Annotated in this window: 21 protein-coding genes; 2 read left to right on the top strand and 19 right to left on the bottom strand. The window is 41.0% G+C overall.

Annotation, left to right across the window (positions count from 1 at the left end; all coding sequences use genetic code 11):
- Nucleotides 1-6: 6 nt before the first annotated feature.
- From ACPUYX_RS04435 to ACPUYX_RS04350, 18 genes are all read right to left on the bottom strand, one after another.
- Complete coding sequence (locus tag ACPUYX_RS04435) at nt 7-459, bottom strand: GNAT family N-acetyltransferase (protein ID WP_426378513.1); 453 nt, start codon at nt 457-459, stop codon at nt 7-9.
- On the bottom strand, nt 453-1,655 hold the full coding sequence (locus tag ACPUYX_RS04430) for an alpha-D-ribose 1-methylphosphonate 5-triphosphate diphosphatase (RefSeq protein ID WP_426378512.1): 1,203 nt from the start codon (nt 1,653-1,655) through the stop codon (nt 453-455). Before ACPUYX_RS04430 ends, ACPUYX_RS04435 begins: the two co-directional genes overlap by 7 nt.
- A gap of 146 nt (nt 1,656-1,801) precedes the next feature.
- The gene (locus ACPUYX_RS04425) at nt 1,802-2,626 is read right to left on the bottom strand and encodes a PhnE/PtxC family ABC transporter permease (RefSeq protein ID WP_426378511.1); all 825 of its coding nucleotides are present in this window, start codon (nt 2,624-2,626) and stop codon (nt 1,802-1,804) included.
- Complete coding sequence (locus ACPUYX_RS04420; protein ID WP_426378510.1) at nt 2,623-3,408, bottom strand: PhnE/PtxC family ABC transporter permease; 786 nt, start codon at nt 3,406-3,408, stop codon at nt 2,623-2,625. The genes ACPUYX_RS04425 and ACPUYX_RS04420 overlap by 4 nt, the downstream gene beginning before the upstream one ends.
- Nucleotides 3,398-4,219, bottom strand: coding sequence for a phosphonate ABC transporter ATP-binding protein (gene phnC, locus ACPUYX_RS04415; protein WP_426378509.1), 822 nt, complete (start codon nt 4,217-4,219; stop codon nt 3,398-3,400). The genes ACPUYX_RS04420 and phnC overlap by 11 nt, the downstream gene beginning before the upstream one ends.
- 117 nt (nt 4,220-4,336) lie before the next feature.
- Nucleotides 4,337-5,407: a PhnD/SsuA/transferrin family substrate-binding protein gene (locus ACPUYX_RS04410; RefSeq protein WP_426378507.1), complete on the bottom strand. Its 1,071-nt coding sequence runs from the start codon at nt 5,405-5,407 to the stop codon at nt 4,337-4,339.
- Nucleotides 5,408-5,517: 110 nt separating this feature from the next.
- Nucleotides 5,518-6,225, bottom strand: a complete 708-nt coding sequence (gene phnL / locus ACPUYX_RS04405; protein ID WP_426378506.1) for a phosphonate C-P lyase system protein PhnL — start codon at nt 6,223-6,225, stop codon at nt 5,518-5,520.
- A complete protein-coding gene (locus ACPUYX_RS04400) occupies nt 6,226-6,849 on the bottom strand; it encodes a DapH/DapD/GlmU-related protein (protein ID WP_426378505.1) in 624 nt (207 codons plus the stop codon).
- 37 nt (nt 6,850-6,886) lie between these two features.
- The gene (gene phnM / locus ACPUYX_RS04395) at nt 6,887-8,077 is read right to left on the bottom strand and encodes a phosphonate metabolism protein PhnM (RefSeq protein WP_426378504.1); all 1,191 of its coding nucleotides are present in this window, start codon (nt 8,075-8,077) and stop codon (nt 6,887-6,889) included.
- A 26-nt stretch (nt 8,078-8,103) separates the two neighbouring features.
- On the bottom strand, nt 8,104-8,949 hold the full coding sequence (locus ACPUYX_RS04390; protein WP_426378503.1) for an ATP-binding cassette domain-containing protein: 846 nt from the start codon (nt 8,947-8,949) through the stop codon (nt 8,104-8,106).
- A gap of 10 nt (nt 8,950-8,959) precedes the next feature.
- Nucleotides 8,960-9,805, bottom strand: coding sequence for an alpha-D-ribose 1-methylphosphonate 5-phosphate C-P-lyase PhnJ (locus ACPUYX_RS04385; RefSeq protein ID WP_426378502.1), 846 nt, complete (start codon nt 9,803-9,805; stop codon nt 8,960-8,962).
- Nucleotides 9,802-10,938 carry a carbon-phosphorus lyase complex subunit PhnI gene (locus ACPUYX_RS04380; protein WP_426378501.1) on the bottom strand — a complete coding sequence of 379 codons (1,137 nt, stop codon included), beginning with the start codon at nt 10,936-10,938 and terminating at the stop codon, nt 9,802-9,804. The genes ACPUYX_RS04385 and ACPUYX_RS04380 overlap by 4 nt, the downstream gene beginning before the upstream one ends.
- Nucleotides 10,939-11,535, bottom strand: a complete 597-nt coding sequence (gene phnH, locus ACPUYX_RS04375) for a phosphonate C-P lyase system protein PhnH (RefSeq protein WP_426378500.1) — start codon at nt 11,533-11,535, stop codon at nt 10,939-10,941. It abuts the gene before it with no gap.
- A gap of 16 nt (nt 11,536-11,551) precedes the next feature.
- The gene (phnG, locus tag ACPUYX_RS04370; RefSeq protein WP_426378499.1) at nt 11,552-11,977 is read right to left on the bottom strand and encodes a phosphonate C-P lyase system protein PhnG; all 426 of its coding nucleotides are present in this window, start codon (nt 11,975-11,977) and stop codon (nt 11,552-11,554) included.
- Between the two features lie 290 nt (nt 11,978-12,267).
- Nucleotides 12,268-12,579, bottom strand: a complete 312-nt coding sequence (locus tag ACPUYX_RS04365; RefSeq protein WP_426378498.1) for a hypothetical protein — start codon at nt 12,577-12,579, stop codon at nt 12,268-12,270.
- Between the two features lie 185 nt (nt 12,580-12,764).
- Nucleotides 12,765-13,469, bottom strand: coding sequence for a GntR family transcriptional regulator (locus tag ACPUYX_RS04360; RefSeq protein WP_426378497.1), 705 nt, complete (start codon nt 13,467-13,469; stop codon nt 12,765-12,767).
- 410 nt (nt 13,470-13,879) lie between these two features.
- Nucleotides 13,880-16,561 (bottom strand): calcium-translocating P-type ATPase, PMCA-type, encoded by a 2,682-nt coding sequence (locus tag ACPUYX_RS04355; RefSeq protein WP_426378496.1) that lies wholly within the window; start codon nt 16,559-16,561, stop codon nt 13,880-13,882.
- A gap of 296 nt (nt 16,562-16,857) precedes the next feature.
- Nucleotides 16,858-19,119: a PAS domain S-box protein gene (locus ACPUYX_RS04350; protein ID WP_426378495.1), complete on the bottom strand. Its 2,262-nt coding sequence runs from the start codon at nt 19,117-19,119 to the stop codon at nt 16,858-16,860.
- A gap of 154 nt (nt 19,120-19,273) precedes the next feature.
- On the opposite strand from ACPUYX_RS04350, the gene ACPUYX_RS04345 reads away from it, so the two are divergent.
- Entirely contained in the window at nt 19,274-20,008 is a 735-nt protein-coding gene (locus ACPUYX_RS04345) for a lysophospholipid acyltransferase family protein (protein ID WP_426378494.1), read from the top strand.
- A gap of 298 nt (nt 20,009-20,306) precedes the next feature.
- The gene (locus ACPUYX_RS04340) at nt 20,307-20,984 is read left to right on the top strand and encodes an NlpC/P60 family protein (protein WP_426378493.1); all 678 of its coding nucleotides are present in this window, start codon (nt 20,307-20,309) and stop codon (nt 20,982-20,984) included.
- A 138-nt stretch (nt 20,985-21,122) separates the two neighbouring features.
- Here the strand turns inward: ACPUYX_RS04340 and ACPUYX_RS04335 are convergent, their stop codons facing one another.
- Nucleotides 21,123-21,755 carry a hypothetical protein gene (locus ACPUYX_RS04335; RefSeq protein ID WP_426378492.1) on the bottom strand — a complete coding sequence of 211 codons (633 nt, stop codon included), beginning with the start codon at nt 21,753-21,755 and terminating at the stop codon, nt 21,123-21,125.
- Nucleotides 21,756-21,974: the final 219 nt, after the last annotated feature.

Here is a 21,974-nt window from a genome sequence, read left to right as displayed (position 1 = left end):
AAACGCTTAATTCCTTTCACCATGGCGATTAAATTCAACCACAAAACTTATTCCATGTTGTTGAAAGCCCAGTTTCTGATAAAACTCATGGGCTTGCACCCTTTTGTTATTGCTGGAAAGCATAAGCTTGTAACAATTTTCCTCTTTAGCTTCATCCATAATAAAGTGCATCAGCATACTGCCAATACCGGAGCCTCTGTAATTCTCAGAGACAATCACACTTTCGGCAAGGGCAAGTTTGGCGCCTCTATGGCCCAAATTTTCCAAGATGATCAAACTGCAGGCAGCGATGATCCGGTTGCTGTCTTCAACTACAAATACTTTGTAATAGGGATACTCCTTCATTTTCCGCCATATGGTCAGGGCTTCGCCGTCATCGATCCTCTCCTCACCGTCCATGGCTTGTAAAAGATCTGTTATACTTGACAGATCTAGCTCCGTAGCTTGTCGGATTAACATACATTATCAACTCTTTCACTATAGGCCTTATAATCTGATTGAAATACTGTGTTCCCACCCACTAAGGTTTTCCGAAGGATCGGATAATCCTGATGCATTTCCACAACGATTAAATCTGCACATTTACCGACTTCGATGGTACCGACCTCACCGTCTATTTTTAAAGCCTTAGCAGGATTTAAGGTTACCATCTTAACTGCCTCATTCAGTGCGATTCCCTCCCGTGTTAAAGAAAAAACTGCCGGAAGCATGGCACTTGGCAGGTAATCGGAACAAATGATATCTGCCGCATGATTAAGAATGGCATCAATCGCTCTCATATTGTTGCTGTGGGACTTTCCGCGAATAATATTGGGAGCTCCGACGCAGACGTGAATCCCTTTAGAAGCTGCGTAAACCGCAGTAGTCAAATTAATGGGGAATTCGCTGACAATCCCTTCGCATTCCAGGAGGGTATCGATCTTCTCTTGGGTATCATCGTCATGAAAAGCTAAAGGAATTCCCTTATGTTTAGCAATCTTGGATAATTCCGTAAGTTTGGTCCAATTGATTCGGGCCTGGTTTTCGATAGTTTTATCGAGAAAATTATCAAATTCCTGCTCTTTTTTACCATAAGATTGGAGAGTAAAGGTTTTAAGTGCTTCCGCATCTCTAAACTGTCCCTGCCCCGGTGTATGATCCATATAGGACATTAAATCAATGCTTTTATTTTTAATGAGACCTTCCAGGGCTTTAAGCCCAGCAAGAAACGTCAATTCGTAGCGAAGATGAATCTTATGATTAATCATAGAACGAGCATTTTTAAGAGTATTGATGCTATTTATAACTCCCACAACCATATCTTGATTTCTTACTCCCCATTCGTCACTTAAGCTTAGAGAGTGAAACATGGTTGTGATACCGCTGACCGTAAGTTTCTTTTCCAACTCATAAAAGGCCATATGAATGGGGAATAGGGTATTGGGTCTTGGTTGAATTTCTTTTTCAATGGCATCGCTGTGAAGATCAATCATCCCCGGCATCACAAAACAATCCTCGGCATCAATCATCGTCAGGTCTGAATAACACTTCATTCTGGGAAAATCACTTTCCGCTACCTCAATGATTTTATTGCCTTCAATAACAATATGGCCTTTGCTGACCTTCTCAGGCAGAATCATTTTGGCATTGTAAACGCAAATCTTCTTTGTTCTCACGTCAAATTTGCTCCCTTTTAATCCTTATTTCCAAACCTTTAATTCACAACATTTGGAAAACCTCAAGACCTAGCCTGTGATCTACGATCTATGTTCTATGATTTGTAATTTGTAATTTGTGATTTGCTTTCTGTGCTCGTTACAGGCTAAGCCTTTTTCAATAATATCTTGCTTTTTAAATTAGTGGAAATCGTTTCAAGCACTATAGCAAAAGCTATAATAAGATAGGTTACCAGTCCTATTTCCCGGAGATCAAAATAAAAGCCGCTGTCCATAAACAAATCGAAGCCGATTCCGGCCGCCCCGGCAGCAGCGCCCATGGCAACAGCATTGGCGAAGTTGATTTCAAATCTCATAAACGTCCAGGACAGCAAGGAAGAAACAGAGGAGGGTATAACCGCTTGAAAAATAATCTGCCACCAATTCGCCCCGCTGGCCATCAAAGCTTCAATAACGCTTCTGTCTAATTCCTCAAAAGACTCGGAATAGGCCTTCGTTAAATAGCTGACAGAGTGAAAGGTTAAACCGATAACCGCGGCCACGCTGCCCAGGCCCGCCGCTACGGCAAAGATCAAAACCCATAATATGCTGGGAACTGCACGAATAAAAGCGACAAAACCTTTGATAATATTGGTAACTTGTTTTGGCGCCAAATTCTGGGCGGCCAACAATCCCAGGAGCATAGCAATGATACCGCCAAACAAGGTCGTTAAAAATGCCAACCCCATGGTTATTAAAACTTCGTAAAATGCGTCCCACAAGCTAAGCCGGTGAGCTGCAGGATGGAAAAATATAGTTTTGAAATTATTGAGAGTATCAGCCATGGCCTTTCCCATATCCACACTCGTGTAATCAATAGTGGCCAGGGCATAGATAGTCAATAGGGATAAAACAAGCAATAATATCCACATGGTAAGAGACTCCCTAGTCAAGGGTTTCGAGGGTAAAATTGCTTCCTCAATCTTCTTCACATAATCACCCTTCTGATAGTATTGGAAACCATTTCAATAAGAATTACAGTAATGACAATTAAAATCACCACAAGGCTTGCGGCATGAAAATTAAAACTCTTATAGTACAAATCAAAGGAAAACCCGATTCCTGTGCCTGTAAGAAGACCAACTAAGGTGGCATCACGAATATTCGTGTCAATCATAAATAATATCCAACTGATCATCTGGGGAAGACTGGACGGCAAAACTGATTGAAAAATTATATGGAAATAGCTGGCCCCGGTAGCTGACAAGGCTTCAACGGAGTCGTTGGACACTTCGTCAATGGTTTCAATAAAGGCTCTTGTCAGAAACCCAAACGATCCTAAAAAAAGAGCCAAATAGCCTGTAATTGAGCTTTGACTAAAAGCTAACATTAAGACCATGGCCCAAGCGACGAGAGGAATGTTGCGAAAGAGTGAGGCTATGCCCCGGGCAACCAGACTAAACAGTCTGTTCATCCTTGTGGTTCGGGAACCAACCAAGGCCAAAAGCGTTGCGAAAACCGTGGCAACTGTCGTTGCCGCAATAGACATCAGGATCGTATCCCATAATTTTCGCAGTACATCAGGCAATATGGTCAGGGACTTACCATCGGGATAAAAATTGGAACCTCCCCAGATAAAAGCCTTAAGAAGACTGGTAAACCCTTTCGACACGTCATACTGGGTAATGACGACCGAGCCAACGGTAAGCAATATTAATAAGGAAAAAAATATCAGACTGTCCTTTTTGCGTTTAGCAAAAATATCAGATTGCATAGCGTTCTCCTAATTCAACCATGAGATCATTGGACTCCGACCCATAAATTTCTGCGATTTTTTCGGTAGTTAAAGCACTCGGGGAGCCGTCGAAAACGATTTTTCCCTGATTGACACCGATAATGCGATCCGAATACTTGAGAGCTGCACTGACTTGATGTAAATTAACAATAACTGTTATGCCCATCTGAGCAGAAACATCTCTTAGGTGATCCATAATAATTTTGGCTGAATTGGGATCTAAGGATGCAATGGGCTCATCACATAAAATCAGCTTGGGATCTTGAATTAAAGCCCTGGCGATACCAACCCGCTGCTTCTGACCGCCGCTTAGTTGGTCACAGCGTTTATAGACCTGGTCATGCAAACCTAATAAGTCAATAATCCTCATCGCTTGTTGTTTTTCTTCTGGGCTATACCGTCCCATTACCCCGGCAAGGGTTGATTTGTAACCTAACCTGCCATGAAGAACATTCTCAATCACTGATAACTTATCGACTAAATTATAATGCTGAAATATCATGCCGATCCTTGTTCTCAGCTTTCTCAGGTCTCGTTTCTTCAGTTTCGAAATAAGGACTCCATCAAAGGAAATCTCGCCGCTGGTCGCTTCAATCATCCGGTTAATACAACGGAGAAGGGTGGATTTCCCGGCACCGGATGGGCCTATAACAGAGATAAACTCTCCCTCCGCAACCGAAAAATTGATGTCTTCCAGGGCCGGTGCCGCACCGTGATAATACTTGGTGACATGTTTTAGTTCCAACAAAGGTTCACTAAATTCTCGGTTCACACCTAGTTCCAGTTTCATTCATAGTCCCCCTTTCTTATTGGGAGAGAGGCGTCAAGGCAACGCCCCTCACCCCCAAACCCTAACTATTTAATTGAAGATACAATAAGTATTGGTTTTCACTTAAACTATTGGCTTCTATTTAGAATAGCCCAGAACCTTTCTCATGGGATCGTACCAGGAATCATCAACTTTCAAGAAACGGTGGGGCTGGACAAAGACAGATCCTTGAGAACCTTTCGGAGCAAATATCTTGGTATCCTTTGTTGTCTCATCAGAGGTAAGTGCCTGAGTTATTTGGTCCAGAGTTTTTTGACTTAGCACTGCGCTGTTGGCCTCAAGTGGTGTGTTTAAGACCGGTATGGATTTAATGATCTCAAATTGAGCGCCGGCAAGTGTATTAAATGGAGCATCGGCACCCTGTTTAACCGTATAGACAGCCCCAGCCTCATTGTCTTTTCCTGAGCTGAGAGTTACATATTGAGCGACATCAAGATCATCAACTGCTGAAACATCAGATTTGCCCGTAAGTACATTTACTAACGATAATTGGTGTGAGCCAGCAAAGAGAACCTGGCTGAAAAATTTCCCGCTGCCGCCTTGGGCCAAGTCATCTTTGGTAAGACTTTTCCACTTGTCCTGACTGTTGAATTTCCCCAGTATTGCTGCGGTCGGCATATTAAACCCAGATGTTGAGCTAGTGGAAACGAAGGACATTTTTTTCCCTGCTATGTTATCAATGTCATAACTGTCACCCGCTTTGTACTGATCTTCATTGCCTTTTTTAACGAGAAAACGGCTGTGGTAAAGGGCATCGTTCAAAGTCCCTGAATCTCCGCTTTCCACCACCAAAGGTATGACCTTAGGATCTTTAGCATGTGAGACAATGTATTCATTCGGTCCGAAGTACCCTATTTGAGCGTCTCCGCTTTCCAGGGCTGAAATGGCTATAGCATAATCAGTCGTCAATTTGTTTTCAACTTTTTTTCCTGTTGCTTTTTCGATGATCTGGTCAAATTCGTCACGGAAAGCCTTTTCATTATCTCCTGAATTATTAGGCAGCCAGGCGATAGTGATTGTTGCTGGCTCTTTAACATCTGAACCCGAACCGGAATTTGCCGATGAGGTTAAAGAAGCGGCAGTGCCGCATCCTGCTAGCAGGGAAGACATCAGAATAACTGCCATGAACGATAAAGTGGCTTTTTTCACGTTTTTATTCTCCTCTCGATGTTTAAAATATGATTGCGATGTTCCATAAGTCCTAGTTGTATTTTACCTAACCATAATTATGTTCCCATTAAACCATTGTAATATTTAGGTTAAATTTGAAAATCCTGCAATCTGCCATCATGCATTGTATACACCCGAGTACAGAGGTTTTCCATAAATTCCAGGTCATGAAAAATTCCCATCATCGTTGTTCCTTCTCGTTTCAATTGCTCAATTAGTTCCCGCACTTTTAATTTTGAAGCATGATCCAAACTGGCAGTAGGTTCATCCAGAAGCAGTAACCTAGGACGCTTGACCATAGCCCTGGCAATATTTAAGCGCAGCTTTTCACCGCCGGAAAAGGTTCCAGGATAACAATCCCATAATTCTTTGTCCAGTTCAAAATGTTCCAGCATTCGCTGAGCTTCCATATTGGCATAATCTTCACCAGATCCCATTTCTAAAACGGCTTGTTTTACCAGTTCCCGTGCGGTTGTCCGCGGCATTATATTCAGAAACTGTGATACGTAGCCAATCTCATGTTTCCGAAGATAGATCATTTGTCGTTCTGAGAGTTCTGCTAAATTTACAAAGCCGTATTTTTGAGAGTTATACCAGATTTGTCCATTCTGAGGTACATAAGTACGATATATGCACTTAAAGACCGTTGATTTTCCGCTGCCGCTTTTCCCTGTAATCCCGACGAATTCACCTCCTTTTAGGTTAAGGGAAATATCATGAAGCGCTTCAATGTGCTTAGCTAAATTGTGAATGATAAAGGATTTTGTTAAATCCTCGACAACTAATATTTCTTCCATTTACACACCTGCTTTTTTATACTTCTCCAGAAATTCTTGGATAGGAAGATAAAAATCATTAAGCCTTTCTTTAATCATTTCATAGGACCAGTCCCACCACTTAATCTCCTCAAGTATTTGAACAGACTCTTCAGAAAATCGTTTCTTGATTGGTTTAGCCTCCACTCCGACTACAACGGTATAGGGATCCACATCCTTCGTAACCACTGCACCGCTGCCTACCACCGCTCCATTGCCGATTTTTACCCCGGGCATGATGATGGCACCGTGTCCAATCCAAGTGTCATAACCAATCTTGACTCTCTGCTCCTTCCGCCATTGGAAAAATTGTTCATCATCGGATTCTGCCAAACCATACTTCCTGCGGCGGTAGGTAAAATGATGCAGGGTAGGCCTATCCATAGGATGATCGGTAGGCCCGATTCTTACCATCGCCGCAATGTTAGAAAACTTGCCGATTTCAGTGTTTTGAACAATGCAAAAGGGTCCTGTATAAGAAAAATCGCCTAATTTAACATTTTCTAAGACGTTATAAGTCCCTACCTCTGTATACTGACCCAATTCAACATTGTCCAGCTGACAGTTCTCATGAATACAAGGTTCCTGACTAAGCCTTACAATCATTATTAGTTCATCCGACCTTTCCCAATTTACTCAACCTTCAAGCCGAATAGGATGTTGTTTGCTTTAATTTCCCATCAATGATTACAGCAGTAATAACTGGATAATTCTCCTCAATCGTTTCAATTATCAGGAGGTCCGCTTTCTTCCCTTCTCTGATAGAGCCGATTTCCTGATCCAGAGAGACAGCTTTGGCAGGATTTAGGGTTACTAATTTGAAAGCGTCGACAAGATCTAATTTATACATTTCATGAAGCATGAACACAGCATGCAGCATACCAGGCGGATAATAATCACTGCAGAGGATGTCAATAGTGTTCGCTAGGATTGCTTCAGCTGCAGATAAATTTCCGCTGTGGGAACCTCCCAAGAGAATGTTGGGGGCACCGGCCATGGTGAACAATCCTTTCTTTTTGGCGTTTTGAGCTATTGCCAAAGAGATGGGAAATTCACTGATTGTCACTCCCCAGCTTTGTACCAACTCTAATTTTTCGGCAGTGTCATCATCATGGGACGCAATAGCGATACCATTTTCCCGAGCCAGTTCTGCGATTTGCCTAATCCCGTCAATCGTTACTTTTTCCTTTCTTTGATGGCGGTCAATGATTTGATCAATCACCTGATCCTCTAAATCGTTATAGCTTTTGACCATATTCCTGTAGACCTCTAGATCCCGGTATTGTCCCTGGCCCGGTGAATGGTCCATGAAGGAAACAAGCTGAACCTTTTTCTCCTTGATATACCCCTTTAATTCCTCCACGTCGTTAACATTGTCTATTTCAAACCGGGCATGAAATTTGTGTCGTATCAAGTGATGGTTAGTTCCAGTTCCGGCAACCAAATCGATGAATTTCCGGACATTTTCCGGATTTCGGATGGGTTTACGCTTATACTCAGTGTCTTTAAAAAGGGATAGGGAATGGAACATGGTGGTGATTCCATGGGAAACTAATTGTCTCTCTGTTTCGCGAAGACTCATCTGAAAATCCATTAGGCAGGTCGGTCTTGGTGCTGCCATTGTCTCAATATAATCCGAGTGAATATCAATAAATCCCGGTGCGACATAGCCGCCTGCCCCGTCAATAACTTGAATATCTTCTTGAAGCTCCTCGGTTATAGCTTCTTCACCTTGAGGCACTATCTTAAAAATCCGGTCGTCTTTGACTAGAAGGTTATACCCTGTTAAGACTGACTCTTCCGTAATGATCTGAGCATTAGTGATTAAAAACATATGCTATCTCCTTCATCCGCCGGCAGTTACAACAAGGATTGGACAAGCCTCTGAGTATAACCATGCTGGGGATCTTCTAAAATTTGATCCGTTAAGCCTTGTTCAATTACCTGTCCGTCAAGCATAACAAGAGTTCGATCAGCCAACATTCTGATAACGCCTAAATCATGAGACACGATAATCATAGAAATCTTTAACTGTCTTTGAATGCTCTTGATTAAATCCAGGACACTGGCTTGAACAGATAAGTCCAATCCTGTCGTGACCTCATCGAGGAGCAGCAGCGGCGGATTGTTCGATAAGGCTTTAGCAATTTGAACCCTCTGCTGCATTCCCCCCGAGAAGTTCTTAGGAGCTTCTTTCATACGATAGACAGGGATATTGACGTGCTCCAATAGTTCTTCCCCGCGGACCTTCATCTGCCCCACATTCCTGTTTCCGGCTGAAATCAACTTCTCGGCAATATTTCCAATGGAGGAGAAATTCATTTTGAGACTCATGAGGGGATTTTGATACACCTTTCCCATGAGATGATTCCTTATATATCGTTTCTGCTGTGAAGATTCCTTGAAGACATTTGTTTTACCGCCTTTATAGGCGGCAATATAAGCCTCGCCGCTGCTTACTTCCTGGTCAAAATAAAGGCACTCCATCATCGTTGACTTGCCGCTGCCGCTTTCACCCACAATTCCTAAAATCTCTCCCTCATAGACTTCAAAGGAGATATCCCTGCAGGCATATACCGTACCACAAACGGGACAATAATTTTTCAACAAGCCCTCCCCTTTTGATCCACGACAATTGACACATCCTTGACCGTATTGTTTATTAATATTTCGCACCGCTAAAACAGGCCGTTCAAAATCATCCATTTGCAATCCCTCATCCTTTTGAAATTCCATTCATTCTTTGCAGGCAATAGCTGGTGTCATTGCATTGATATGAGGCTTCACCCGTAATATCATTCAATAGTTCATCCAGAAATACGTCCTTAGCTCCACATAATCTGCAGCACTTATCCTGAAAAGTTTCAACCCTAAAGGGATAGTCCTCAAAATCCAGAGACGCAACCTTTGTGTAGGGAGGTACTGCATAAACCTTCTTTTCACGTCCGGCGCCCAAAAGAATCAAGGCTTTATTCTGATTTAGCTTGGGGTTATCGAATCTCGGAATAGGGCTGGGAGCCATCACATATCTGCTGTGAACCATCACAGGATGATCTGCTCCTGTGGACATGGCCCCATAGTTCACGATCTGCTCAAAAAGCATAAGCCAAGCACCACTATATTCATGTTCTGCATGAAGTTTTTTTGTTTCATATTCACTCGGTTCATAATACCTAAGAGGTTCTGGTATCGGTACTTGGAGAACCAGGATCTGATCTTCTTGCAGCGGAGTTTCAGGGATCCGGTGTCTCGATTGGATGATGGTCGCTTCGGCTGTTTCGTCTGTAACACCAATTCCGGTCGTCAGGGCAATAAGTTTCTTAATATTGACGGCATTTACCGATTCATCAGAGCCTTGGTCAATAACTTTCAGACTATCTTCTTTCCCCACCAGGGAAAGGGTTAACTGAAGTCCTCCTGTTCCCCATCCTCTGGCAATGGGCATTTCTCTGGAGGCAAAAGGCACCTGATAACCCGGGATGGCAATAGCTTTTAAGGTTGCCCTTCTAATTTCCCGTTTAGACCCTTCATCAAAAAAGGCGAAATTATACTCAATGTTCATGACTGCAGCTCCTCATTGTTTCCCTTAGTTTGGGGCAGATCTTTTTTCGATTGTCGCACGCTGTCCAACTTGGACTGAAACGTTACATAGTGGGGCAATTTCAGATGCGATATAAAACCCGAAGACTCGACGGAATCGATATGCAGCAGGACAAACTCCTCGTCATTAATGGCATGCTCTGATTCACCCGCCTCTAAACAGCGGTCGAGAATACTCATGGCAATTGCTTTTGTCTCATTCTGACCATAACAAAGTCCATAGCCGAGCTTGAATTCAATCTCTTTTTCCCCATTGATGTTCTGGATATCTTCCGGAAACAACGTCTCGACTTCCGTGACTTTAATTTCGCCAATGTAGTAACCATCGTCTTTTTCATTTTGTTCATCGAAGGGATTATCCACATAGAGAGGCAGATTTCCCATGCGCAGTTCCCCCACCGTAGGATGAAGGGCCCCGAAACTGCGCAAGGCTACATACCCCAGAGACGTAACAGCTCCTGTCTGCCCTCGGGTTAAAATCTGCAGACGTTCACTTCGGCTCGCCGGAAACTGGAGACTCTCTTTTGTAACATCATCCGGTTCACGGTTATCATTATCACAAACTGACATCAAGCCATTTTCCCGCAGATAATCCAGCACCTTAGGTAAATTAGCCAAATCTGTTCTATCGTTAACTTCTCCGCCTTCCAGGACATAATCACCTACCCAATTGATCGCCTCTTCATCGCTTTCCTCACTCAAGTTAAAGTCAAGCAAACGATGAGTATAATCATTGGCCGCACCTAAAATCTGTCCGCCGGGTATATCTTTAAAACTTGCGGATATTCTGCGTTCGACCATCATGTCCTCAGGCTCAACAACGCGGGAATAATGATTGCGCGGCAGAGTTGAACGGTAGGCTCTCATTAAAAAGACAGCTTCTTCAGGACTTCCTTCCGCTTGCTTTATGGCCAGCGCGGCCAACGTTTCATTATATAGGCTGCTTTCTGACATAACTTGGTCAATTAAGCAGCGCATTCCGCTTTCAATTCTCTGACAATCAACAACGGCTCCCTTTTTTAACCGCTCATATTTTAGTCGTTTCAGCGATTCCTCAATGGCAAGAGTCCCGCCTTTAACAGCAACATACCCCATCTATCCAACCACCTGTTTTATAATTTGAGTTGTCCGCGGGAGGCACAATATGTTATCCTCCCGATCTGTAAAGATTAAATCAATTCCCAGAGGATATTCAGAGTTTTTTTCTTCCCGCCAATCGACCCACTGATCGTTCAGCGTCACATCCATATAGTTTTCTTTTTCGATTCCGGGCCCTTTCAGAGTGAGGTTCCGATCATTACTTACGACGTCTGTTTCAATGATCAAGGTTGCACCTTTGTGAGGGTCCAGCAAATCTCCGCTGCGGGCCATTTGGAAAGCCTTCTCCAAATCCCCCGGTTTCGAGTCATGTAAGATCAGAATATAATCGGCACTCTCCAGTTCCGTTGCTTTGGCATAAGTCAACTGATTAATAAGCTTGGCCATCTCAACTTCGTGTTCAGAACATATTTTGAAGGTTACTTCCGTATCGAAGAGCATCAGAGCCAATACCAGGGTTGAGTTAAAACAGTCAATCTCCATAGCCACCTTATCTGCCTGATCACGGAGATTTTTGATTAAGCCTGGCCGAGACATGGAAGCAAGCGTTTTGCGATAAGCTGCTTGGATATCATGAACGAGATCAAGTTTCATCTGCATACCCCCCCTCTTATTGAACATCCATGGTGTCAAAGTTAACTTTTGTTTTTAAGACTTGCCTCTTTAGTGCCTCATAGTTTTCGTTAATGTGAAGTTCCTCCAGCAATAAGGCCTTAGTCCATGCTTTGGTCTCTGGCAAATCCCCATTATAGGCCGCATCAATAATTGCCAGGTTATAGGCTAAGGTTAGTTCATGTCCTTTGACCATGCCAATTCCCAAAAACCCGTTGATCATCACCTTACATTCGGTAATAAGTACCTCACCTAAGTAAAATAAGCCTCGCTGAGCGCTCTCCCGAACTTTTACCATGACTAAACTATTCTTGCTTTCTTCAATGATCTTGACGTCATAGGCCTGAAGTATTTCCTGGGCCAATTTTGCGGAAACTTCCGCAGAGCCTTTGATTAAGATCTCGGTTCTCTTTTTTCTAATCATGCTTAAGCCTTCCTTTGTAAGCGTTATCGTTTACATATTGAGCATAACTTGTTGCCAAGTCGACCGTGTTAAAGCTCTGTATAGACTCCGTTAAATCTTCGTAAATAAACTCACTGGAGCAAGGTATGGGAACCACTCCCACTTGTAGAGGTGGAAGTCTTACTATTGGATAAACTCCCCCCCGGTAGAAGAAAGTTAAATTACAAAACGGCATTTCCAAGGCTATTTGCTGTAAGTTCAGCAAATAACCCATGGAAATGCCGTTACAATCCCTTATTAAACTTATCGAGTTAGGATTCCGGGCTAGAGCGTAAAAGTTGGTCTTGTTCCTTAACATAGAGTCGGTATTCTATTGGTGTCTTTTTATTTTCTTCGGCGGTCATTTCTCCAATTTTAACGATATCCTTTAATTTATCGTTAATAAAGGATTGAAAACAGGCTGGAACATGATCTTGATGATATCTATGTAAAGCAACACATTCCCGGCAGCGTCCATGCCATTCACAAAGAACTTCCCTACATGTGCACTTAAGGTTCATTGGGTCACTAGCGATTTTTCTATTGTTTAAAACCAACTCGTAATACTCTTCTTTCGTTCTCAATTAGGCTACTCCCCTTTATTTTATGATCCTCGTCATGAATTTCATCTAATTATAGATCATTGATGTAAAAAATGTATTAACCACATATTAATTTAGGGTTATTTAACCACATCAGCAATTCATCCCCTTCCTCAAATCGTCGCAACGATTAGGGAGGGAGGAATTGCGTTATCTCAACAAATTATTTACGGTATAACATAAGAAAAGCAATCGCTTCTATAATAAATTTTGAGGTATTCCAATACCTTACCCGTTTTCTTATCCATACAACCCGATTCCAAAACTAAGAGAGGAATCAAATGAGGACAATTAAACAACGTTCTCTGAGACGCCGTGGGAAAAGAAACACTTAAGACGCTGGGTTTAGAGTCAAATCGTGTATACCCTTTACTGTGATAATACTGAAACATTGAGGTTATATCCCTGCCGGCGTCATCAATATCCTCAAAGACCGATTTTGCAAGATAAGAAACATGAAGCGCTATTGGTTGACGATCAATATACCTTAACCTGCCGACTTTGAAGATCTTATCCTCTTTAGTAGTTTCTAAGTAATTATAAATTTTCTTGTTGTACTTAATTTCTTGGCAAAAGATTGTTTTCGATTGGAAGTCATATCCTTTCTCGATCATTTTTTGACTGAAACTTACATCTCCTGTCAGAACAAGTTCAATTTGCTGATATCTGTCTTTGACGTAGCTCCCTTTTCCCTGTTTTTTATAAATATATCCCATTTCTTCAAGTCTTTCATAGGCTTTCCGCGCTGTAATTCGAGGAACCTCGTAAGTATCGGCAATTTCATTTTCAGAGGGCAGTCTATCATGGGCGTTGTATTTTCCTGAGGACATTAAAGAAATTAACTTATCGACTATATCTAAATCATTAGACATTTTTGGCACCCACTTTCAAGCTTATTATACTAAAAGACCCACCCTTGAACGTTAAGGTTTTGTAAACCTTTGTATAATAACCCGAGGTGAACCTTAGGCCATGGATCGCTGAATCTCACAAACCATAGACGACCAGAGGGGAGAGAGTCTACTATTATTGGCAAAGCTCCCTCCCTTGAAGCTATAGCTTTTCCAGAAAGTTTAAAGGAAACAGTAAAGGAGTATCCTTGTGAATGGATACTCCTGCTGAACTATAATGGTAAACGTAAACATCCTATTCAGTAAATCGATCCTAGTGAACTCGTTCAGCTAAAACCGAACACTAGGGCTTTAGTGATGAAAGTGTCCTGTGAACACTTTCGTCAAAAGCGCCTAGCCCATAACAAATTCTTTCAGGATAGAAACAAAAACTATAAGTTATTAATCTTAACGAACTTTTGCCCAGCTCTCATAATAAGTTTTAATAATTCGCTGAAAACAACAATACTAAAGGTAAATCCAAGCATTCTTAACCATAGATAAGGTTCAAGAGGGACTGTTTTAAATACCTGCCCACCAAATTGGGTAACCATAATTTGAATTAAAAAGGTTAGAAATACCACGCCGAGCATCGTTTTATTTTTATGAATATAAGGGAAGATGCTCTTTACTCCAAATTCTCTGCAGTTAAAGGCATTCCATAACTGGAAGAGTACAAACGACGTAAAGACAATGGTTGATTGCTGTGCTTCACTTCCTCCAAGTATTTGAGTTTTCAGAAGGAAAATTAAGGCTGCCACGATAAATAAACCATTGGAAATGATTTTAAATAACATATCTTTAGTAACAATAGAAGCATTTCGTTTAATCGGCCGTTTTTCAAGCAAATGTTCTCTGGGTGGTTCTAAACCTAAAGTTAAGGCCGGCGGTCCGTCCATTATAATATTTACCCACAACAATTGCAGGGTTGTAAACGGCATTTTATAACCTATGATTTCTGCCAAAATAACTGTAATGAAAGCTACAATATTAACAGTCAACTGAAACTGAATGAAGCGCTGAAAGTTTTCATAAATGCCTCGCCCCCACTTTATAGCTTTGACGATGCTGGAAAATGAATCATCCAATAAGACAATATCCGAAGCCTCCTTGGAAACTTCAGTTCCGGTGATTCCCATAGCAACTCCAACATCAGCCGCTTTCAAAGCAGGAGCATCGTTGATGCCATCACCGGTAACAACGACGGAAGCATTGTTTTCACGCAGCAATTTAACAACTCTCATTTTAGCCGTAGGATTTGAACGCGCTATGACAACAATGTTACTGAGTTTACTTTTCAGCTCCTCATCACTCATGGCATCAATATCCGTAACCTCGAGAACCAAAGAATCCTTGCGGATAATTCCCAGTTGATCGGCGATAGCTTTAGCAGTGTTAATGTTATCCCCGGTTAAAATTTTGACCGCAATACCTGCCCGACGGCACTGATCGATAGCCTCCTTGACGTCCTTGCGCAATGGATCTTCAATTCCAACAAAGCCTGTAAAAATAAGATTATTTTCCACATTGTAGATATCTTCCCATTGAGGCTCTGCTCTAAAATCGGTGTAAGCAAAGGCTAATACTCTCCGAGCATGATCCTGAAGGCCTTTAATTCCAGCTTCAATTCTATCTTTGTGTTCCTGGGTCAAGGGAACAATCTCATTATTTACCAAGACTCTATCACTAATCTTAAGGACTTTTTCCGGGGAGCCCTTGGTATAAATACGGTAACCATCTGCCGTTTCATAAGCCGTGGACATCATTTTTCTTGCTGACGTAAAATTGTATTCGGCAACAGGCTCGCCAAACTTTTTGCGATAGTCGCGATAGTTAATTTGATTCATATCAGCATAGACAAGAAGAGCACATTCCGTTGGATTTCCCAGAAACGTATACTGACTATCCTTTTTCGTGATATCTGCTGTCGTATTGAGACAGAAATTCTCCAATAATGCAGTACAATTCAGGCTCGCCGCGGATACCTCTTGACCGTTACACCAAGCCTCTACCACCGTCATCTTGTTTTCAGTTAAGGTTCCTGTTTTATCGGAACATATGACATTTACGGAACCAATCGTTTCGCAGGCGATTAACTTACGGACTAAAGCGTTATTTTTAGCCATTTTCTGCATGTTAAAAGCAAGGGTAATTGCCACCATAGTGGGTAAGCCTTCCGGAACTGCCGCCACGATAAGGGCTACGGAAGTGATAAAAGCGTCTTTAACTCCCGGCAGGGCTGAAGTAATATTACCCGGAACAAGCAACCCTTGTCGATACATAATTAACAACTCGAAAAGAAAAATCGCAGCAGCTACTATCGATCCAATAATTGAGATTTTCTTGCCAAGATCCGCTAATTTCTCTTGCAGGGGAGTTTGAGCCGTCGTCTCTCCCTTTAATTCCTCAGCAATTTTGCCCATTTCAGTTTGATCGCCAACAGCAGTTACTAACGCAATAGCTCTCCCTTCGATGACCATAGTGCCTGAGAACAACATATTGGTTTGTTCAGCCAGGGGACAGTTTTCACGCTCAATAGGCTTGGATTTTTTGGTAACAGATTCTGCTTCACCGGTAAGCAAGGATTCATCAATTCCGAGATTTGAACAATGGATAACTCTGGCATCTGCCGGGACTTTTTCCCCTGTTTCTAAATGGATAATATCACCGATGGTAAGCTCACTTTGCGGTATATGGATTATCTGGCGGTCTCTCACTGCTTTCACTAGAACATCCTCACTCAGCTTAGCCAAGGCTTCGAAGGCTTTATCCGATTTACCTTCCTGAATCACGGAAATAGTCGTGGCTATAAGAACGGCAGCGAAGATTCCCAGCCCATCCGGAAGGTGACCCATTAGTAATGATATTACCCCTGATATCAATAGGATTATAATTAAAGGCTCCTTCAGGCTTTCCATAATTTTGACAAAAAGGCTCTCTTTGGGCTTAGGTGTGAAAACGTTTTTCCCGTATCGCTGAATTCTTGCTCTAACTTCAGAAGAAGATAATCCATGTTCTTCGTCGCTCTTTAATTCGGCAATAACCGCTTGGGCTTTTTTTTGATAATAATTCAAACTTAGATCCTCCTTTTGCTTTCCTATTATCCCCTGCCCCCTATAAAATTTCGATGTACTTAATGAATATAACCACTCCTCACTTCAAATATAAACCTTGAGGTAAATAAAAAAGACTTTTGACATAGTCAATTAAGACCATGTCAAAAGTCTTGTTACCTCTTTGGGCTTACAAAGCCAGGCAAGAATTCTTGCCGGGTATGTTGACTTTGTAATTTAAAACTACTCCCTTTTAACGCTTTCAGTATAATTGAAAACTACCTGCTTGTCAAATAAAACTTCTAGTTTGCAATGAATTATGCTGAGTTATTTCCGACGTCATGAAGAAAAATCTCAACTAATTGAGGATCAAACTGAATCCCGGCGTTAATTTTCAATTCCCGCAAGGCAATGGTTTCAGGCAAAGCCTTACGATAACTTCGTTCACTGGTCATTGCATCATAGGTATCAGCAATAGCAATAATTCTTGACTGCAGCGGGATCGCAATACCCCTTAGACCTTTAGGATATCCCTTCCCATCCCAACGTTCATGGTGAGATAATACATAACCCGCCATTTCAGACATATCATTGACCGTGCTGAGGATTCGATAACCTATTTCCGGATGCTTTTTAATTTCCTCCCATTCATCGTCGGTCAATTTGCCGGGCTTGTTTAAGATTGTTTCTTCAACTGCAATTTTACCGATATCATGAAGCAAGCCAACAGTTTTCAGTTCTTCGATTTGTCCTTCGGGAAGGTCCAAGGCCTTGCCAATTCGTTCGCAAAGCGCTGATACTCGATGAGAATGCTGCTCTTCACGTTTGTTTTTCTCATGCAGAGTGCTAATAATTGCCTTAATGGTTTTTCCTCTCATGCTCGGGCTTTCAAAAAGCTTTTTCTTATACATATAATCTTCGGCCTTTTTTAAAATCTCATAAATATTTTCACCTTTATGAGTCTTTGTCTCATATCCAAAGGAGACCGATAAGGCAATAGAACCCACTTTCTCTTCTAAGGCCCGAGTTTTAATGCGTTTAAGAATTTGATCTGTTTCAATGGCACTAGTCTTAGGCAGGAGAAGAACAAATTCATCCCCGCCTAGACGGGCAATGATGTCGTCGGATCGGCAGGAACCTTTTATTACCTCGGCGACAGTTTTAAGGAGTTGATCCCCCATACTGTGACCAAAAGAATCGTTAATAAGCTTTAGACCGTTAACATCGACAAAAACAACCGTTAAAGGATAGTTTCTCTGCACATCTAACCGTTTAAGCTCTTCTTCAAAAAACCGGCGGTTATATAATCCTGTAAGAAAATCATGATAACTTAAAAACTCAAACCGTTGTTCCATTTTTTTGCGTTCACTTATATCTCGCCATAAGACATGAAACACTCTTTTTTCATTAATTAGGATGGACGTCAGCATGACTTCTCCAGGAACAATTGTCCCGTCCTTCGTTTTCAAAAGCCACTCAAACTTTTTACTTCTATGAGTCGTTTTAATGATCTCCATCGCCTTCTCTTGAGAAGAAACTCCTTTGACTTGGAATGGCGGTGAAAGCTCCCAAAAACTCTTGCCAATAATACTTTCTTTAGAATCATAACCTAACAGTTCTATAGTCGCAGGATTACAATCTATAAACTTATTATCATCAAGAATTAATATAACATCAGATGAGCCCTCAAAGAGAGTTCTAAAAGTATGTTCACTAGCTTTTAGAGCCTCTTCAGCCCTTTTTTGCTCCGTAATATCCTTGTAAATTCCGAACAAGCCAATCCGTTGATCTTCAAAAATTAAAGGGTAGCCAAGGATATGAACATGAACAATACTCCCATCTTTACGAGATCGGAGAGTATCATATTCAACGATATTCCCCTTGATAACTTTTTCGGAAAGCTCAGTGGCCTTATCACTCTGCTCCATGGTAACAATTTTATCATTAATAGTGAAGCCGAGCAGCTCCTCTTTTGAGTAACCAAAGACTTTTTCAAAAGCACAGTTAACGTCTATAAATCTATCTTCTGTATCTAAGATGCAAATAGCCTCCGGAGAATTTTCGAAAAGCTTGCGGAAATATACTTTTTGTAATTCCAAATCTTTTAGAGAACTCTCTGTATGAGCAAGGTCATTAAAAATTACACAAAACTCCATTTCATCCTGTTTAATTATTAAAGGAAGTGCCAATATTCGAACTTGAATGGGTAAGCCATCGTTACGGAAACATGAAATATTTGAAATTACTCCTTCTGGAATTTTATTGCAAAAAAAATCGATTTCCTTTTTATCGGAGCCAAGCATAACATCACTAATATCCGAACCCAAGATTTCGGAGGTATTAACTCCAAACATTCTTCCAAAGGATTTATTAATGTTAAGTATTTTTCCTTTTTGATTCATGATTAGAATACCATCTTGAGTATTCTCAAAAACTTCAGTAAAAAAATTATTTCTTAATTTTAAGTGATCGGTCAAAACGTTTAGTTCTTTATTTTTCTTCTGTATTATGTAAATGAGGATTAAAAAAAACGCTGTAATTAAAACTATGAGAGCTATGCGTAAACATAAATTCAGCATATAAACCCTTCTTTCGATTAACCAGACCTATTATATGACAATACTAAAATTTTTTCTATATCGTAATTTTCGGAGATGCTGAATAAATGGCCATTTCGAAAATTGCTTCTCTAAGCTATAATATCTTTAAAACAATATTGAGAGGGAAAAAATAATGATCCGTACAATTATTTGGTTTATCTACTTTTGGCTCTACCTTATTGCTATCGAGCCCGTCCTAATGAAAATTAACCGCTTGTCTAAGCTGGGACAAATTTCCGAACGAGACAAGATCACTGCCGAAATGGCTACAAACTGGGCTCGGTCTTTAATAAAGTGTGCAGGCGTAACAGTTTCAATCTCTGGGGAGGAGAAAATCCCTTCCGGACCCGTCCTTTTTGTGAGCAACCATCAAGGAAACTTTGACATCCCTTTACTCTTGGGATACATAAAAAAGCCTAAGGCCTTTATAGCCAAAATTGAGCTGCTTAAAATACCCTTTATCCGTACTTGGATGACACATATGCAATGTGTTTTTATGGATCGTTCTGATATCCGCCAATCACTCAAAGTTATTAATCAGGCCGCAGATCATCTAAAAAAAGGCTATTCCATGGTTATCTTCCCAGAAGGGACGAGAAGCAAGAGTGAAACGTTAGGTGAATTTAAGTCCGGAAGCTTAAAATTGGGATTAAAAGCCGGAGTTCCTATTGTTCCTATTGCAATTCGCGGTTCTTATAAGATTATGGAGCAAAATGGCTTTCTGATAAAGCCAGCCCATGTGGAAATTATTATTTCAGATCCCATCCCCACCAACAGTCTTACAAAAGATCAGGCCAATGAATTGTCGGACAGAGTATATAACGTAATTAAAGATTGTTTGGCCGAGACAGATTCTATCGTAGCCTAGACAATCATAGACGATCACCGTCATTAGGAGACTGCCCGTTTCATGCAAAAAAACTGCTTTTTTGAGCGGTTTTTTTTATATCTAATCTATTATATCTAATGAAATTCAACCTCAATCTTGTGCAGCGGGATATTGATCCTTCGCAATGATTCAATTTCTATAAAAGCAAATAATATGACATGATTTTGGAATATTTTATCCATGGACTTGTCCCAAGGCTTTAAAATATAATGAAATTATGCACATGCTCCTTGGCTATCGTAATAATGAGCATCGTAATCAAGAAAGGGGATGTTTTATGCAAAAGAAACTGACAAGTCTGATTTTACTGGTGATTCTTTTAGTCTTCGGCTTAGCTCAATCGGCACAGGCCTCATTAGGCGACACCTTACTTAAATTTGGTTCAACAGGTCCTGATGTTGTACAGTTACAAACTGAACTTAATTACCTCGGCTATAATATTGGGACAACAGACGGTATTTTCGGCTCCAAAACAAAGAATGGGGTTGTTGCTTTTCAAACGGCCCAATCCTTAAGTGTTGATGGAATCGTTGGGCCAATCACCGCAAAGTCTCTCAATGCTGCTTACACAGAAAAACTCCATGCTGATAAAGCAGCTGCCCTTATTAATACTGCCGAAAAATATCTTGGTGTCCCCTATCAATGGGGAGGAGACTCACCTAGCACCGGCTTTGACTGTTCCGGCTTCGTTCAGTATGTTTTTGCTCAAAACGGAATCACCCTACCACGGGTTTCACGTGATCAATACACAGTGGGAACGCCTGTCAACTATAGCAATTTACAACCGGGGGACCTAATCTTTTTCTCAATCGAAAAAAACGGGATAGTAGACCATGATGGTATTTATATCGGAAATGATCAATTCATAAACGCTTCCAGCTCCAAAGGAGTGACAATTTATAGCTTCGGTCCTTATTGGCAATCTGTATATCTGGGCGCCAGAAGGGTTTTCTAAGTGAACTCTACCCCCACCAAAGCAAGGTATGGGAATCACTCCCACTTGTAGAAGTGAGAGTCTTACGATTGGATAAACTATAAAAGCGCCTTCCGGAATAACCAAATTCCGGAAGGCGCTTTTTTGCTGTCAGACACGTCAATCAATCCAAATATTAAGTTCATGCTCATGTTCAATAATTCTATCAGCAATCTTTGTTCCAACATCCTTAAAGTAGTTTTCACAGACTTCCCAAGAAGAATCGTAGTCTTCCATAAACTTCCTCCTCGTCATAACCCGGCGAGGCAGAGGAATCCTATTCGTGCTGTTGATATCAAAGTTTGCAATGGATTTCTCGAATTCGCATTCTAAATTTGCACTGTTCCAATACTTGGTTCCTTTTTCCGATCCCGATTCACAGATACGATTTACTAATTCATAAGTTAGCGTTCCAAAGGTAATTAATAGTTTGGGTCGATATTCGAGAATACTTTCCTTTAGCGATATAATATCATCTGTAATTTCGGATGATGACCAAAATTGCGAAGCATTAGAAACCAAACCGATATCGCTGACCATACTTTTGAAATAAATAGTTCTAGTCTCAATTCTTTTTTTAAGTTTACGGTATACTTGATCCTGAATCACTTCAAGAATCGGCACCCAAATATCATTACGAACTGCAGGATAGTTAGGATTAACTAATAGCCAAAGATGGGAAGATCGATCTCCGGACTCAGTTTTTATTTTATCAACTAAAGGTGAATACGTATTGAGTACTAAGCTAGACAAGGATAATTCCACCTTTCGTATTAGGGTTAATACTAAATAGGAACAATATCAGCGCTTTACTTTGATATTGTGGTATAATTTTATATAACTAGTTACATAGCAAAAAGCGTGCCAGACCCCAAAAAGGCCTCAATTCAAGATTTTCGGCAATCAATCAATTAAAAAGTGTAGCAAATGCTACACTTGAATGAAGGACTTCTAACTCATTTGAGCTGCTTA

Origin of the sequence: Desulfosporosinus sp. SYSU MS00001, assembly GCF_049943955.1 — a bacterium.
GTDB lineage: Bacteria > Bacillota > Desulfitobacteriia > Desulfitobacteriales > Desulfitobacteriaceae > Desulfosporosinus.
Note: the sequence above shows the minus strand (reverse complement) of the source record. Positions and strands in the feature narration are given on the sequence as shown.